The sequence below is a fragment of the Flavobacterium sp. genome (assembly GCF_049590715.1).
In the GTDB taxonomy this organism is placed as follows: Bacteria; Bacteroidota; Bacteroidia; order Flavobacteriales; family Flavobacteriaceae; genus Flavobacterium.
The window spans coordinates 1-15,120 of sequence record NZ_JBAWDL010000026.1 but is presented as its reverse complement, the minus strand read 5'-3'; the positions used below and the strand labels follow the sequence as shown (position 1 = coordinate 15,120).

General features: G+C 33.9%; 17 protein-coding genes and 1 tRNA gene. 12 read left to right on the top strand and 6 right to left on the bottom strand.

From position 1 onward, the window contains the following. Window positions 1-65 precede the first annotated feature (65 nt). Complete coding sequence (gene leuB / locus WBQ70_RS01590) at window positions 66-1,121, top strand: 3-isopropylmalate dehydrogenase (RefSeq protein ID WP_423909639.1); 1,056 nt, start codon at window positions 66-68, stop codon at window positions 1,119-1,121. A gap of 219 nt (window positions 1,122-1,340) precedes the next feature. On the opposite strand, the gene WBQ70_RS01585 is transcribed toward leuB, so the two are convergent. Continuing rightward, window positions 1,341-2,015 (bottom strand): LytR/AlgR family response regulator transcription factor, encoded by a 675-nt coding sequence (locus WBQ70_RS01585; protein WP_423909637.1) that lies wholly within the window; start codon window positions 2,013-2,015, stop codon window positions 1,341-1,343. Further along, on the bottom strand, window positions 2,008-3,027 hold the full coding sequence (locus tag WBQ70_RS01580) for a sensor histidine kinase (protein ID WP_423909635.1): 1,020 nt from the start codon (window positions 3,025-3,027) through the stop codon (window positions 2,008-2,010). The genes WBQ70_RS01585 and WBQ70_RS01580 overlap by 8 nt, the downstream gene beginning before the upstream one ends. A gap of 405 nt (window positions 3,028-3,432) precedes the next feature. Between WBQ70_RS01580 and WBQ70_RS01575 the strand changes: the two genes are divergently transcribed. From WBQ70_RS01575 to WBQ70_RS01555, 5 genes are all read left to right on the top strand, one after another. Then, window positions 3,433-4,845 carry a CotH kinase family protein gene (locus tag WBQ70_RS01575; protein ID WP_423909632.1) on the top strand — a complete coding sequence of 471 codons (1,413 nt, stop codon included), beginning with the start codon at window positions 3,433-3,435 and terminating at the stop codon, window positions 4,843-4,845. A gap of 113 nt (window positions 4,846-4,958) precedes the next feature. Beyond that, window positions 4,959-5,255: an EF-hand domain-containing protein gene (locus tag WBQ70_RS01570; protein WP_423909630.1), complete on the top strand. Its 297-nt coding sequence runs from the start codon at window positions 4,959-4,961 to the stop codon at window positions 5,253-5,255. 12 nt (window positions 5,256-5,267) lie between these two features. Beyond that, entirely contained in the window at window positions 5,268-6,032 is a 765-nt protein-coding gene (locus WBQ70_RS01565; protein ID WP_423909627.1) for a YHYH protein, read from the top strand. Continuing rightward, complete coding sequence (locus tag WBQ70_RS01560; RefSeq protein ID WP_423909624.1) at window positions 6,004-6,654, top strand: toxin-antitoxin system YwqK family antitoxin; 651 nt, start codon at window positions 6,004-6,006, stop codon at window positions 6,652-6,654. The genes WBQ70_RS01565 and WBQ70_RS01560 overlap by 29 nt, the downstream gene beginning before the upstream one ends. A 323-nt stretch (window positions 6,655-6,977) precedes the next feature. Beyond that, window positions 6,978-7,613 (top strand): SCO family protein, encoded by a 636-nt coding sequence (locus tag WBQ70_RS01555; protein WP_423909621.1) that lies wholly within the window; start codon window positions 6,978-6,980, stop codon window positions 7,611-7,613. 62 nt (window positions 7,614-7,675) lie between these two features. On the opposite strand, the gene WBQ70_RS01550 is transcribed toward WBQ70_RS01555, so the two are convergent. The 3 genes from WBQ70_RS01550 to greA all read right to left on the bottom strand — a co-directional run bounded on the left by WBQ70_RS01550 (window position 7,676) and on the right by greA (window position 9,800). Beyond that, window positions 7,676-8,848, bottom strand: a complete 1,173-nt coding sequence (locus WBQ70_RS01550) for a transglutaminase domain-containing protein (protein WP_423909618.1) — start codon at window positions 8,846-8,848, stop codon at window positions 7,676-7,678. Window positions 8,849-8,861: 13 nt separating this feature from the next. Next, entirely contained in the window at window positions 8,862-9,251 is a 390-nt protein-coding gene (locus WBQ70_RS01545; protein ID WP_423909616.1) for an HIT family protein, read from the bottom strand. Window positions 9,252-9,323: 72 nt separating this feature from the next. Further along, window positions 9,324-9,800 (bottom strand): transcription elongation factor GreA, encoded by a 477-nt coding sequence (gene greA, locus WBQ70_RS01540; protein WP_423909613.1) that lies wholly within the window; start codon window positions 9,798-9,800, stop codon window positions 9,324-9,326. A gap of 627 nt (window positions 9,801-10,427) precedes the next feature. Here greA and WBQ70_RS01535 point away from each other — a divergent pair. Next, the gene (locus WBQ70_RS01535) at window positions 10,428-10,877 is read left to right on the top strand and encodes a Rieske (2Fe-2S) protein (protein ID WP_423909610.1); all 450 of its coding nucleotides are present in this window, start codon (window positions 10,428-10,430) and stop codon (window positions 10,875-10,877) included. A gap of 125 nt (window positions 10,878-11,002) precedes the next feature. Here WBQ70_RS01535 and WBQ70_RS01530 read toward each other — a convergent pair. Continuing rightward, a tRNA-Phe gene (locus tag WBQ70_RS01530) sits at window positions 11,003-11,075 on the bottom strand. Window positions 11,076-11,174: 99 nt separating this feature from the next. On the opposite strand from WBQ70_RS01530, the gene WBQ70_RS01525 reads away from it, so the two are divergent. The 5 genes from WBQ70_RS01525 to WBQ70_RS01505 all read left to right on the top strand — a co-directional run. Further along, window positions 11,175-11,909: a type III pantothenate kinase gene (locus WBQ70_RS01525; RefSeq protein WP_423909607.1), complete on the top strand. Its 735-nt coding sequence runs from the start codon at window positions 11,175-11,177 to the stop codon at window positions 11,907-11,909. Beyond that, window positions 11,902-13,122: a hypothetical protein gene (locus tag WBQ70_RS01520; RefSeq protein ID WP_423909604.1), complete on the top strand. Its 1,221-nt coding sequence runs from the start codon at window positions 11,902-11,904 to the stop codon at window positions 13,120-13,122. The genes WBQ70_RS01525 and WBQ70_RS01520 overlap by 8 nt, the downstream gene beginning before the upstream one ends. Before the next feature lie 28 nt (window positions 13,123-13,150). Beyond that, a complete protein-coding gene (lptC, locus tag WBQ70_RS01515) occupies window positions 13,151-13,705 on the top strand; it encodes an LPS export ABC transporter periplasmic protein LptC (RefSeq protein WP_423909602.1) in 555 nt (184 codons plus the stop codon). Window positions 13,706-13,748: 43 nt separating this feature from the next. After that, complete coding sequence (locus WBQ70_RS01510; RefSeq protein ID WP_423909599.1) at window positions 13,749-13,943, top strand: hypothetical protein; 195 nt, start codon at window positions 13,749-13,751, stop codon at window positions 13,941-13,943. 3 nt (window positions 13,944-13,946) lie between these two features. Further along, window positions 13,947-15,120 (top strand): hemolysin family protein (locus WBQ70_RS01505; protein WP_423909597.1); only part of this gene is annotated, 1,174 nt, incomplete at its 3' end.

The following is a 15,120-nucleotide window of genomic DNA, read 5'->3' as shown; positions in this document are numbered from 1 at the left end:
ATTCTTTACAACAGCATCTTAGTCGTCAAGGCGGAAAAGGCAGTGTAAAGGAAAAAACAATCAATATGAAATTAAATATCGCACTTTTGGCAGGGGACGGAATCGGACCTGAAGTAATTGATCAAGCAGTAAAAGTATCAGATGCAATTGCACAAAAATTTGGACATGAAATCACTTGGAAACCAGCTTTAACTGGTGCAGCTGCTATTGATGCAGTGGGAGAACCTTATCCAGATGCAACACACGAAATTTGTAAAAATGCTGATGCTGTTTTGTTTGGTGCTATTGGTCACCCAAAATACGATAACGATCCTTCTGCACCCGTACGTCCAGAGCAAGGTTTGTTAAAAATGCGTAAAGCTTTAGGTTTGTTTGCAAACGTGAGACCTACTTTTACATTCCCATCTTTGTTGGATAAATCTCCATTAAAAAGAGAACGTATCGAAGGAACTGATTTGGTTTTCTTGAGAGAGTTAACTGGTGGAATCTACTTTGGAGAAAAAGGGAGAAGAGACGGTGGAGAAACTGCTTTTGACAACTGTGTATATACAAGACATGAAGTACAACGTTTGGCCAAAAAAGGTTTTGAATTAGCAATGACTCGTAGCAAAAGATTGTGTTGTGTAGATAAAGCTAACGTACTTGAAACTTCCCGTCTGTGGAGAGAAACAGTACAAGCAATGGAAAAAGATTATCCTGAAGTAGAAGTTTCTTATGAGTTTGTTGATGCAGTTGCTATGCGTTTGGTGCAATGGCCAAACTCTTATGATGTATTAATTACTGAGAACTTGTTTGGAGACATCTTAACTGATGAAGCTTCTGTAATCTCTGGATCAATGGGATTAATGCCGTCTGCATCTATGGGTGCTGAGGTGTCTTTGTTTGAGCCTATCCACGGATCCTATCCACAAGCAACAGGGTTGAATATTGCAAATCCTATGGCAACTGTTCTATCGGCAGCAATGATGTTTGAAAACTTTGGTTTGATGGAAGAAGGAAAAGCGATGAGAGATGCAGTAAACAAAGCACTAGAGTCGGGTATAGTTACTGAAGATTTAGCCGACGGCGGAAAAGCTTACGGTACTAAAGAAGTTGGTGACTATTTAGCTGCTAACATCTAATAGTTACTATATAGAATTCAAAAAAGCTATCAATCTTTAAAAAGGTTGGTAGCTTTTTTTTGCTTTATTAGGAGCAGAATGATAGTGCTATTAACAATGACAGTTCCCGCTATCCACTGCAATCTTGTGGTGGCGAAATGCCAGCCCCCACAAGGATTTTCGTTTCTATCGGGGCTATGATTTAGGAGAGTGCTTCTGTTTATATTTCTGTGAAGTTTTTCAAGAAAACAGCTCCTTCTTCACCAATTCATAATAACTATCACTCACAGGAATTTGGATAGACCCTAATGAAAGGTCTCTACCTTTAAGACCCGTAACCATATTCCTGTTGACAATATAAGAACGATGCACCCGAATAAAAATGCCCGAGTCCAATGTTTTTTCCAGTGATTTTAAGGATTGTAAACTCATTACTTTGCGGGTAGGCGTATAGAAAATAGCATACTCACTATCGCTTTCAATATGTGATATTTCGTCTATTTTGAGTTTGAATAAATCATAACCTGATTTAACGGTGATCGTTTTAACTGTGGACGAGGATGTTTCTTCAGATTGAATTTTTTGCACCGCTTTCAAAAACCGTTGAAAAGTAATTGGCTTCAATAAATAATCAATAGCACTCAGCTCAAAACCTTCCAAAGCATATTCAGAATAAGCCGTTGTAAAAATGATTTTTGTTGTCGAAGGAATTAGTTTAGCAAAGTCAGTACCTTTGATTTGGGGCATTTGAATATCTAGGAAAACAAGTTTGATATCTTCCTTTTTTAAACATTCTAACGCGTCCAAAGGATTTTCGTAAGAGGCAACCAATTCTAGGAAATCTAATTTGGCCACATAACTTTGGAGCAATCCTCTTGCTAATTCTTCGTCATCAATAATAATGCATTTATGCATGGGTGTTAATTTTTAATACTACTTTATACGAATATTGATCTTGAGTAATCAGCAACTCGTGTTTCTCAGGGTAAAGTAAAGATAATCTTTTTTGCACATTACGAATCCCTATTCCCCCTACTTTATCTTTGCTAATTGGCGCTTTACTGAGACTGTTTTCAATTTCAAACAAAATCATTTCGCCAGTTGTTTCAATTTTTATTTCAATAAAGGATTCAAATGTATTGTGAATATTACTATGTTTAAACGCATTTTCAACAAAAGGAATCAACAACATGGGAACGATTTGTAACTGTGGATTCTCTATTGAAAACTGGGTTTTGATGGGATAGCTTTTGCTACTTTTTAACTCGAATAACTTGATGAAATCCTCGATATAGGTAACCTCTTTTTCGACAGGAACCATTGGCTTTTCACATTCGTACAAAACGTAGCGTAGCATGTCTGAGAGATACAAAATGCTGTCCTGTGTCTTTTGAGGGTCAATGGCGGATAGCGCATAAATGTTATTCAACGAATTGAATAAAAAATGGGGATTGATCTGTGATTTTAAGAATTTCAATTCGGTTTCCATCGTTTCAGATTTACTCAAAATCAAGTCTTCTTCTTTCTTTTGTGCAAACGAAAAAGTCTCAACAAAAATTGTCAAAATATAAGACACCGTAATAATCAATAAATTAATAAATAAAGGGCTTGGAATACCACGTTGTCTGCCCTCGTGTGGCGGTGGTGGTCCATGAGGTCTTTCGGGAGCGCCCACGAACTGTGATGAAATAAAAGCAAAAATCACAATCAAACCTATGGATAGTACGGCAAACTCGATATATCGTTTTTTGAAAAGTAGGTGCGGCGCTAATACGTAGATTAAACTAAAAATTAAGAGTACTTGGAATAAATAAGCCAACCAGTTTTCATGAAAAAAACGGATAAATTCTTCTTGAGATAACCCCATAACGATCCATATAACTGCCCAAAAGGAAACCTGAAAAAGCGCTCGAGTAATTTTGTTCATAACGGTAATTTTTTAAAAGTCCTATTTCATTTTTGCCTTAGCTTATATGGGAAAGTGAATTGAATGACTATTTGATACTACAAATAAAAACAATAAAAATTTAGCAATTTTGAAATCAGCTTAAATTACACCCTTCAAAATCGCTGTTTAAGGTTGTGATAATGGCAACTACTGAAAAGATAAAGGCATTTACTGAAAATTAAAAAGGGAAGTTTTTCAAGAGTAAAAAGGTCGTAATCCAATTGAACAAAGGCATATAAATGATTCGTATGCTGCTATTCTCTTTTTGATATCCCTCAATTATGGGGTATTCGCCGAGAACCTAAGGCAATTGACTGATTCTCTCAAAAGGGTATGTTTCAAATGCGCATATTTGAACTATACAAATCTTTAAATTTTATTCAAATGAAAAAAATAAGCGTAATACTTTTTTTAGCTGTACAACTACTATTCATAAGTTCATGTTCTAAAGACGATGCTGTTGCTGAGGAAACTGAGGAAGCTACTCCTGAACTTGTTTTTGATGACACTGATTTTGTAGCTACAGACTGGACAACTGCAACCCACAGTAAAAAAGCAGATCCTAATTTTGATGAAGTTTTTGCTGACAACACCGTAAAACGTTTGGATATTGTGATAAGCAAAACGCGCTGGCAAATTATGCTAGCTGATATGACTAAAAATTACGGAACTTTCGGGCGATCTTCAGGTGGCAATTCCTTAATAGCAACCGATGAAGATCCGATTATGGTTCCTGCTGAGGTTTTTTATAATGGAAAACAATGGTATCGAGTGGGTGTTCGCTTTAAGGGAAATTCTAGTTTGCAATCTACTTGGTCAAGCGGAAACTTAAAATTATCCTTTAAATTGGATTTTGATGAGTATGAAGATATTTATCCTCAAATTGACAATCAGCGTTTTTATGGTTTCAAGAAATTAAGTTTAAAAAACAACTACAACGACAAATCGATGCTTCGAGAAAAAGTAGCAACGGATATTTTTAGAGCTTCCGGACTAGCATCTTCTCATGCCGCATTATATAGCGTTTATGTAGATCATGGGGATGGTCCCGTTTATTTTGGAGTATATACTTTAGTGGAAGAGGTTGATGATTCTCTTATTGATACCCAATTTTCAAATAATGATGGTAATTTATACAAGCCTGATGGAACAGGAGCAAGTTTTGCTTTTGGTACTTTTTCTACAGGAGTATTTGTAAAGAAAACAAATGAAGATGCAGCAGATTACACAGACATCAATAATTTATTTGCGGCATTACACGCTACTAATAGAACGACTGATGCTGCAACTTGGAGAACGAATTTAGAATCAGTTTTTGATACCGATGCTTTTTTGAAATACTTAGCAGTCAATACGGTAATTCAAAACTGGGATACATACGGTAAAATGACACACAATTATTATTTATACAACAATCCTGATACTAAGAAATTATCATGGATTCCGTGGGATAATAACGAAGCATTACAAACAGGAAATCAAGGAGGCTCATTAGCTTTAAATTTCTCAGGTTTAAGTAGCGCATCATGGCCACTGATTGGGTACATGTACAATGATGCAACCTACAAAGCGAAATATGATACCTATGTAAAAGACGCTATTACTAACGCTTTCAATGAAACAACAATGAAGGCTAAGTACACGAGCTATGGAGAATTAATAAAACCGTATGCTATTACCGAAATATCAGGCCATACTTTTTTGAATAATAGTAGCGAATTTCAAACGGCAATTAATGCCTTAAGTACGCATGTTACAGCAAGAACCGCTGCCGTTAATTCTTATTTAAAAAATTAAAGCACTTACGATAAGGCATTCGCTGAAAAGTAAAGCTCATTTACTTGATATTAAAAATAGGCTTTAAATAAATGTCCATCTTTGAATTCAATACTAATTTCAAATCTATAGCTATGAAAAATAAAACATTAAAAAACACCCTTTACAGTGCAATAGTATTAGTTGCAGGAACATGTATTTCTTATGCACAACCACCACAAGGAGAAGAAGGTAAAAAGCCACCAACAGTTGATGAAATTTTCAAACAAATGGATGCCAACAAAGATGGTAAACTTTCAAAAGCAGAAATCAAAGGACCATTAAAAGATGTTTTTACAAAAATTGACACCAATAAAGATGGCTTCTTAACAAAAGAGGAATTGAAAAAAGCGCCTAAGCCAGAAGGTAGAAAGCCAGAAAACAAAAAGTAAATAAATTCGACAATGAAAAGCATAAAAAATAATTTAGTGATTCTTGGCATTGCTTTAAGCATTGTAACCATTGTAAGTTGTAGCAGTAGCGATTCAGATACGACAACTGAAGCGGAAGGAACAGCAACCGTACCTACCTTATTCAGTGCTAATTATAAAACGGCTGTAACCTTGTCTTCTAACGGGACTTCGTTAACACTAAAGTCAAAAGGGGTGCCTGATCACGTTACGCCATATTGGGGAACAGGAAATACACTTTATGAAGCACAAACCACTGGCTACACTGTCAATCCTGGGAACTTGCAAGAACAAGTTTTTGTAATGACTATACCGTTAAACCCAGTTGCTGCAAGTTCAAAGGAAGAAACGTCCCTAGGACCTATCGGAATGGCTCTAAATGGAGTTGCTATTTATAATGACCGCGAAGGGGGGAACGTACCCGTTGATGCAGGAACATTAAAATCATTTGATAGAGCAGGAGCGCATAGTGGTCCTGGAGGTTTATACCATTATCATTTTAACGGTGATTTCACCTCTGATGATGATGCTAAATTGATTGGTTGGTTAAGAGATGGTTTTCCTATCTACGGACGTAAAGATAAAGACGGAACTTATCCTTCTAACTTAGATTCAAACGGAGGACATACAGCGGCTACAGCAGATTATCCAGCCGGAATTTATCACTACCACTGTTCAAATGTGAATTATATGGATTCAGGTTTTTACATATTAAAAGCAGGAAGTTATCATGGTACTAAAGGAACATTTACTTTTTAAATTTATAAGTTGGTTATTTTTCGCAACCGTTATTATAGGTTGTAAAAAGACGACTGAGGAAGAGGTGGTACGCGCCTCTTCTTTGGTTGTTCCTACTTCAGAAATACCGAAAGACACTATTTCATCCAATGATGAAAACATCAAATTGGATAACGGAATCGTCTCTTACAACAATAAAATTTTCTCGGGCTTTGTAAAGGAAATGTACAATCCCACCCAAGTCAAAGCGGTGTTCTCATTCTTGAAAGGACAACAGCACGGCATCACAACCAGTTATTATTTGGACGGAAAGCTCAAGGATTCCCGTTCCTACAAAGCTGGGAAATCCTACGGCAGACATTACGGTTTTTGGGAAAATGGACATCAAAAATTTGATTTCATCTACCACAACGACAAACGTGAAGGCCTACAAAAACAATGGTATGAAACCGGAAGCCCTTATTGTTTCTTGATGTTCAAAAATGATCGAGAAGACGGAATGCAGCAAGCATGGCGTCTCAACGGAAAGCCTTATATCAACTACGAAGTCAAAGACGGACATCGTTATGGTTTGCAAAAATCAAATTTGTGCTACACCTTAAGAGATGAAAAGCTGCAATCCACATTAGAGTTTAAGAAGTAAATCAAGCAGTATTTGGGCGTACCCCTCCGTAAAAACTACGGGTCGGGCTATCCGTTACAATCTTTTTATTATTTCGCAAAAGCTCCATAATAAAAAGGATTTTCACTTCTATCCCTTACGCAAACCTTGCAGTAAAATTAAGATCTGAGGATAGATTTAATTAGAGTTTTTTGATAAATGGTTATGACTCAAGAGACATTGAACTGGCAAAGCATTAGAGATGAACGGAACCTATAAAACAAATGTTTTTGTATGCAGTAACACAAAATCTGAAATCAAGAATCGTTAATCTACATTCAAAAATCATTTAAAATTAATAAATTATGAGAACCACCATCCAATCAAAAATAGTACTACTCTTCTTAGGACTCGTTTTGTTTTCTTGTCAAGACAAAACTAGGAAATTACCGTATTACAATACCGCTAATTTTACACCAGTGTGGGAACTACCATCGGAGGAAAGTTTTCATAAAATCCGCTCTTTTAAATTAACCGATCAAGAAGGGAAATCATTTTCAGAAAAAGACCTTGACGGTAAGATTTGCGTAGTAGATTTCTTTTTTACTTCCTGTCCAGGTATTTGTCCAAAAATGACCAACAGCATGTCAGTGATACAAAAGGAATTTTTAAATGATGATACTATACTATTGCTATCCCATTCGGTAACACCTGAAAAAGATACTGTTTCTGTTTTGGCAGATTATGCTACAAAGAATAACATCAACTACAACAAATGGAAACTGCTCACAGGATCCAAAGAAGAGATTTACAATCTAGGACGTAAATTTTATTTTGTAGAAGAAGATCTAGGCGAAAACAAAGACAGCTCCATCTTTCTACATACCGAAAATTTTGTACTCATTGATAAAAATCGCATCATAAGAGGAATTTACAACAGTTTGGATCCTACAAGTATGTCATCTTTATCGGAAGACATTAAAGTATTGGAAAAAGAATAAACTTAAATTCTTTGAGTGTAATTGATTGCAATTTGTAACACTTAGCTTGTTGAAGTGCTTTTTTATCGCCGAGGAATTCCTGATAAGCTAAGTTTGCTAAACATCAACTTACGACCAATTTTAGATTTTTTGAGGTATTCTTGAACAAACTGGTACTGTTCGTTATTTGATTTCAGTGCGTCACTAATCAATCTTTTAGTATTGGTTAAAGCGGTTGTGTTTTCAGCTCCAACTGGCCCTATGGTATAAATTTCATCTTGACATTTTTGTAATGTCTCTCTAGGAGCTAAAATCATTTTTTCGATTTGTTCGTCAGAGTAGGTAGGTTTGAATTTGTTGTTTCGATAAAAAACAAAATCGTTTAATAAAACGATAGCTTGGTTGTATTGAGCGACAATAGTATTTAATCTTTCAATTCCTTTGTTTTGAATTGATCCCGTTCTGTTTTTATTTGCAACTGCCAAATAATCAATTACCACAGGGGCTTTATAACCATTTCCTTCTACTCGTGCCGTAGATTCAATAAATTGATCACCTTTAGGCAACAAAAGGTATTTATCTATTTCAGTTTCAAAATCAAAATTTTTCTTAGGCTTATTCGTTTGTATTTTACCTGAAATAAATTCATCATTTGTCAATGGCTCTGCAATAAATTGCCATAAATAATCAAATGGAAGATGTGAAAGTGTCATTTTATTAGGAGTGACTTTGAACCAATTAAAATTCATTTTTTTGATAAAAGAACCGTTCAATGCACCACCAGCACCCCAAGTAGGATCAAATAAGTACCAGTTGTTATCAATTTTTGAAGCGCACCAAGCATGAGCAATAGTATTAACTTTTCCATTTTGTTTAGTGTAGCCTTCAATGATGTGCGTTTTTATTCCCACTTGATTGGCAATGGAATTGAAAACTTCTGCATAATCAATACAAACTCCTTTTCTAGTTTTTAAAGCTTTTGCTATTTTTTCTTGACTGGGAATACTTCCATTTTGTGCTAGTCTATTTTTTATATCGTAACTAATGTTCGAGGCAGTCCAATAAAAAACGGCTCGAATTTTTTCTTCGTCCGTTTTAAAATAGGCATTGATGTAATTTGCAAGATGTTCCGTGGAATTAGTGAAATCTGCGGGTATTTCTCTTATTTTTTTATCTATCAAGTCGTAGTTAGAATTGGTTTGGCCAAAACTAATAAGAGTGATAAATAAAAAGTGGAGTAGCAACAACTGTTTCATCTTGGAAACAGAACTATAAGTTTGCTTGGATATCCTTTGCAATAGTTTGAAATTCTTCGGTAGTCAAAGATACTTTCGATAAAAAGCGCATATCATCCATGTGATTAATAGGAATAAGATGCACATGAGCATGAGGAACTTCAAGCCCGATTACCGAAATTCCAACTCTATCACAAGGAATCGTTTTCCCAATTGCAAGAGCTACTTTTCTGGAGAACTGCATCAAGCCTAAATAATGAGCTTCATCCATCTCAAATAGTTTGTCAATTTCGGCTTTAGGGATACAAAGTGTATGTCCTTTAGCATTTGGATTGACATCTAAAAAAGCCAAATAGTCATCATCTTCGGCTATTTTATAACAAGGGATTTCTCCGTTTACAATTTTGGTAAAAATAGAACTCATGTTTCAATTGGATTAAAAGCACTTCGATCCTTCGGCAAACTCAGGACAGGTTTAGCTCAGTGTGATAATAATTTACTCTCTAGAGATCTCTATGATTTCAAATTTTAATACACCATTTGGAACCGTGATTTCAGCTACTTCACCAACTGATTTTCCAAGTAATCCTTTACCAATAGGAGAAGTAACAGAAATTTTTCCTGTTTTTAAATCCGCTTCACTTTCAGCCACAAGCGTATAATTCATCTCCATTCCGTTGGCTTGATTTTTTATTTTAACTTTGGATAAAACTAAAACTTTTGAAAGATCTAAATGTGTCTCGTCAATCAATCTTGCGTTTGAATGTACTTCTTCTAATTTAGCAATACGCATTTCTAACATTCCTTGTGCCTCCTTAGCGGCATCGTATTCTGCATTTTCAGATAAATCCCCTTTGTCTCTTGCTTCCGCTATATCTGCAGAAGCTTTTGGTCGCATTACGGATTTTAAATAATCCAATTCATCTCTTAGTTTTTTTAATCCTTCTGCTGTATAATAAGATATTGCGCTCATAGTTTGTCATTTATATAAATAGAAAAAATCCCATCAGGACGGGATTTCTTTTCACAAAGATACTAATATTTTTTTTATATCATTTAGCTTTGTAATCAATAAATGTCTTAAAGAATTAAAAAAAAAGTAAAAAATAAGGTAACAAATTTTTAGTGAGGTTGATATTATTATGAAAGTGCCTTAGTGAAGGATTTCATTGTTTAGTATGTTTTTTGAGAGGAATTAAATAATTAAACATTAAATTAACATCATGAAAAAGCTAAATTTTATTTTTAGTATTTTTTTTTAGTGTTTTCAGTGGTGTAGCGCAAGTAACACCAGATTTAGCTCGGTAAACTACAGTAGCAATCAGGAATACGTCAAAGAGTAATTTTAAACAATAGTTAAGTGTTAATCTAGGGTTGAGGTCAACGTCAAATGTAGAACCTGTTGAGGCAATATAAATACATCAAGTAGCAGTATTAAACAAAAATAGTTGGTTGTTTGAAGAGGGAATAGTGGCAAGGATTGTAATGTTGTAACTTTTAAAGCTCAATAATCAAGTCCGATAATTATATGTTAATCCTATGTTTTTCAAGGTTAAATAAATTAAATTTGTTCCACCAATAGTTAAATTTATTTTAAATAATGAAAAAAATATTTTTTTTACCTTTTATTTCAGTCCTCTTAATGAGTTGCAGTAGTAATAGTAATAGTAATCAAAATCCTTATATACCTAACTATCCTGTTAGTCTTACAATCAATTTAGATTTGCCTCAGTATAATGATTTGAAATTCCCAAGTAATGCCATATACCAATTAGGGCAAGGAGCTAAAGGTATTTTTGTTATAAATACAGGAAGTGGATATAATGCATTTGATGCTGCTTGTCCTAATCAAGCTTTAAGTGATTGCTCTACAATGGGATTTAAGAAGCTGGATCCATCTGATGTATTAAAAGTTGATAAAACAACTGTTGTCTGTCCTTGCGATCAGGCTGAGTACAATCTGTTTTCTGGACAAAGTGCAGGGAAGAAGTATCCTCTTAAACAGTATCGTGTTGAGGTTAATCAAAATGTTTTGCGTATTTATAATTAACAGAAAGCCTATTGCTTATTTTAGCACTAGGCTTTTTTGTTTTTATACTTGAGTTGGTTTTGAGGGGTCTTGGGTTGTAGAATATACTAGAAACAAAAAACCCACTAATTTCTTAGTGGGTTTTGTGGTACCTCCAGGGTTCGAACCAGGGACACATGGATTTTCAGTCCATTGCTCTACCAACTGAGCTAAGGTACCGTGCTTATTGCGAGTGCAAATATAGGATGTTTTTTAGTTTCACCAAAACAATTTTAAAAAAAAATCAATTCGTATCTTCGCCAAATCAAAATTTGAATCATGGTTTTAACAATCGACATAGGGAATACAAGAATTAAAGGTGCTGTTTTTGAGGGTGATATACTTGTGGAGTGTTTTGTTTTTGAGAAAAAAGAACTTCAAAAAAAAATTGAAAAAAGTTTTGAAAAATATCAAAAAACAAGTGATTTGGTCATTGCATCGGTCGGAAATATAGAAAAACAGGATTTTTTAGTCTTCGAAAATAGGGTAAAAGTGCATTTTATGACGCATAATGACGTTTTTCCATTTGTAAATAAATATGAAACACCGCATACTTTAGGAATTGATAGAATGGTGCTTGCTGCAGGAGCGGTTTTAAAGTATCCTAAGCAAAATAGATTGGTTATTGATGCAGGTACTTGTGTTACCTATGATTTTATTGATGCGCAGGATAATTATCTAGGGGGAGCCATAACACCAGGTTTGCAATTGCGTTATAAAGTATTAAACGATCACACTTCAAAGTTACCTTTGTTAGATTTAAAAATGCCTGAAGGTATTATTGGAGCTTCTACAGAGGAATCAATACATTCTGGAGTGGTGAATGGATTGGTCTTTGAAATAGATGGCTTCATAGAGAAATATAAGCAACTGAGTTTAAACTTTATCATAATTTTAACTGGTGGTGATACAGATTTTTTGGCTAAACGATTAAAAAATACCATATTTGCCAATTCAAATTTCCTTTTAGAGAGTTTGAATCAAACTTTTCAATATAAAATCAAAAATGATTAAAAAAATTGTAACCAGTCTTTGCTTATTTTTAGGGCTCATTTCTTTTGCTCAAGAAGGTTCGTCTTCGCCATATTCTTTTTACGGTATTGGAGATGTTCGTTTTAAAGGTACTGTTGAGTCTCGTTCTATAGGAGGAATTGCAGTGGAGCAAGACAGTATTCATATTAACTTGCAAAATCCTGCTAGTTTTGCTAGTTTGAAGTTGACTTCTTTTACTATAGGGGGGACTTTTAATAAATCTACTTTGAAAACAGATTCAAAATCGGAGAATGCTCAAAGAAGTACGTTGGATTATATGGCTGTTGCACTGCCATTGGGTAAGTTTGGAGTTGGTTTCGGATTGATTCCATATTCTTCGGTTGGTTATAATATAAAAACATATACTGATAATACTTTGACAACTGGTTCGACTTATACTAGTAGTGGTGGGGTAAATAAAGTTTTCCTAGGGTTAGGATATAAAATTAATTCAAAGGTAAGTGTGGGTGCTGATCTGAATTATAACTTTGGAACAATTGAAGTTGTTAATTCTCAATTAATTGATAATGTTGTTTCAGGTACTCGTGAGACGAATACTTCTAAATTGTCAGGAGTGAATTTTAATTTAGGTGCGATGTATCAAGCCAAGTTGAATAAAAAATTAAATTTTTATAGTGGTTTGAATTATACTTTTGGGAATAGTTTGAGTTCTCAAAACTCCAGAGTGATTGAAACTTCTTCAGAAACTGTACCGGTAGAACAAGCTGATAGAACGATTTCTTTCTCTTCTAAAATAAGTCTTAGTGCTGGTATTGGTGAGTCTAAAAAATGGTTAGTAGCAGGAAAAGTTGATTTTCAAGGCGCTTCTGATTTATCCAATAGTTATAATCAGTCTGCTAATGTAGGATATGGAAAATCAGGAAGTGTTAGTTTAGGTGGGTATTATATTCCTGATTATGCTTCTTTTACAAATTACCTTAAACGCATCGTATATAGAGGTGGATTAAAATATGAAAAAACCGGTTTGGTAGTTAATTCCGAGTCAATCAACGATATGGGGTTGAGTTTAGGATTAGGAATGCCTATTACAGGGGCTTTTTCGAATATTAATATTGGATTTGAGGTAGGGAAAAGAGGGACAACTTCAGCAGGCCTTATCCAAGATAATTACATGAATGTAAGTGTTGGTTTGTCTCTTAATGATAAATGGTTTGAGAAGCGTAAGTTTAATTAAAAACGTTTTTTATTCGTACTTTTAATCTATGGTTTTTTTTAAAAAAAATAAGGTTGTTTTTGTAGTCACAGTTTTTGCTGTGACTCTCTTTTTTGGATGTGAAAGTAATTTCAAAGAAGTTCAAAAGAGTCATTTTTCTGAATTTATTCCTGGGGGTGATGCGGATAAGTTAAATTTGAAATATACAGATTCAGGTTTGATTAAATTGATTTTAGTTAGTCCAAGAATGTTAGATTATTCTAATGTTGATTTTCCATTTACAGAATTCCCTAAAGGTATTGATATTACACTTTATGACAATAAGGCTAAAACGACGCGGGTAACTGCAAATTATGCAATATCTTATGGGCAGACCAGTATTATAGATTTACAAGGAAAAGTAAAAATTGTTTCGCAAGACGGCCAAACATTACTGACGGAGCAATTGTTTTATGATCAAAAAAATGAATGGTTTTTTACCGAAAAAAAGTTTAAATTTACGGATATCAAAGGAGTGTCAAATGGTCAGGGAATCGACTTTAGTAAAGATTTTAAAATGATTAATTCTCAAAAAATAACAGGTGAGGTTGAGTCTGATGAATAAATTCACTTGCTAGTCTACTTAAAAAAAACAAATATAATTTTAAATGAATTACTTAAAATACACGCAATACGTTTATCTGATTTTTGCTATTTTCTTTATATACGAAGGAATATCAAAGTGGAATGAGTCTGAAAACAAGCCCTGGTTGCATTTTTTTATTGCTGGTATGGCTGTTTTTATGTTTTTCTTCCGTAGAAAATTTGCTAATAAATTTAACGACCAAAATAAAAAATCGTAATCCATGGAAGTTAGTATTATAATATTGTGTTTAATACTAAGTGCTTTTTTTTCAGGGATGGAGATTGCATTTATCTCATCGAATAAGATATATCTCGAAATTGAAAAAAAACAAGATAATTTTCTTTCTAAAATTCTAACTAAATTAACAGAGAAGCCTTCGAAGTTTATTGCAGCAATGCTTATTGGTAACAATATTGCACTAGTAGTTTATGGTTTTTTTATGGGTGATTTGCTAATAGAGTGTATTCACGCTTTGGGGTTTTTAATGTCTAATTTGTCTAGTTTGTTTTTGCAAACCCTTTTGTCTACTATCATAGTGCTGATTACAGCGGAGTTTTTGCCAAAAGTTTTTTTTCAAATTTATGCCAATTCCTTAATTAAGTTTTTTGCAATTCCAGCCTATCTTTTCTACCAGCTATTTTATTTTATATCTTCATTTTTTATCTGGATTTCTGATTTTATCTTAAAACGTTTTTTTAGAACCGAAGGAGATCAAATACAGTTGTTTTTTAGTAAGGTAGAGTTAGGAGATTATATTACGGAGCAAATGAGTACCGTTGAAGATGATGATGAAGTGGATTCTGAGATTCAGATGTTTCAAAATGCTTTGGATTTTTCGAGTGTCAAAGCTAGGGATATTATGAGTCCTCGTACGGAGATTGTAGCTATAGATTTATTTGATTCTATTGAAGAATTGAAAGATTTGTTTATAGAAACAGGTTATTCGAAGATATTAGTATATCAAAATTCATTTGATGATATTGTGGGGTATGTACATTCGTTTGATTTGTTCAAAAAACCCAAAAATATTAAGAGCATCGTTATTTCGGTAGAATTTGTACCAGAGACTATTTTTATAAAAGATGTAATGGATTTGTTAACCAAAAAAAGAAAAAGTGTCGCGGTGGTTATTGATGAATATGGAGGTACATCAGGAATTATTACTATAGAAGATATTGTTGAAGAGCTTTTTGGTGAAATTGAGGATGAACACGATTCAGATGAAGAATTAATAGAAAAAGAACTTAAAGAAGATACTTATTTATTTTCAACTCGATTTGATGTCGAATATTTGAACCAAACGTATAAGCTAAATATTCCCGAAAGTGATTCTTATGGAACCTTAGGAGGATTTATAGTAGATCATACTAAAGATATACCTCAAAAGGGTGAAG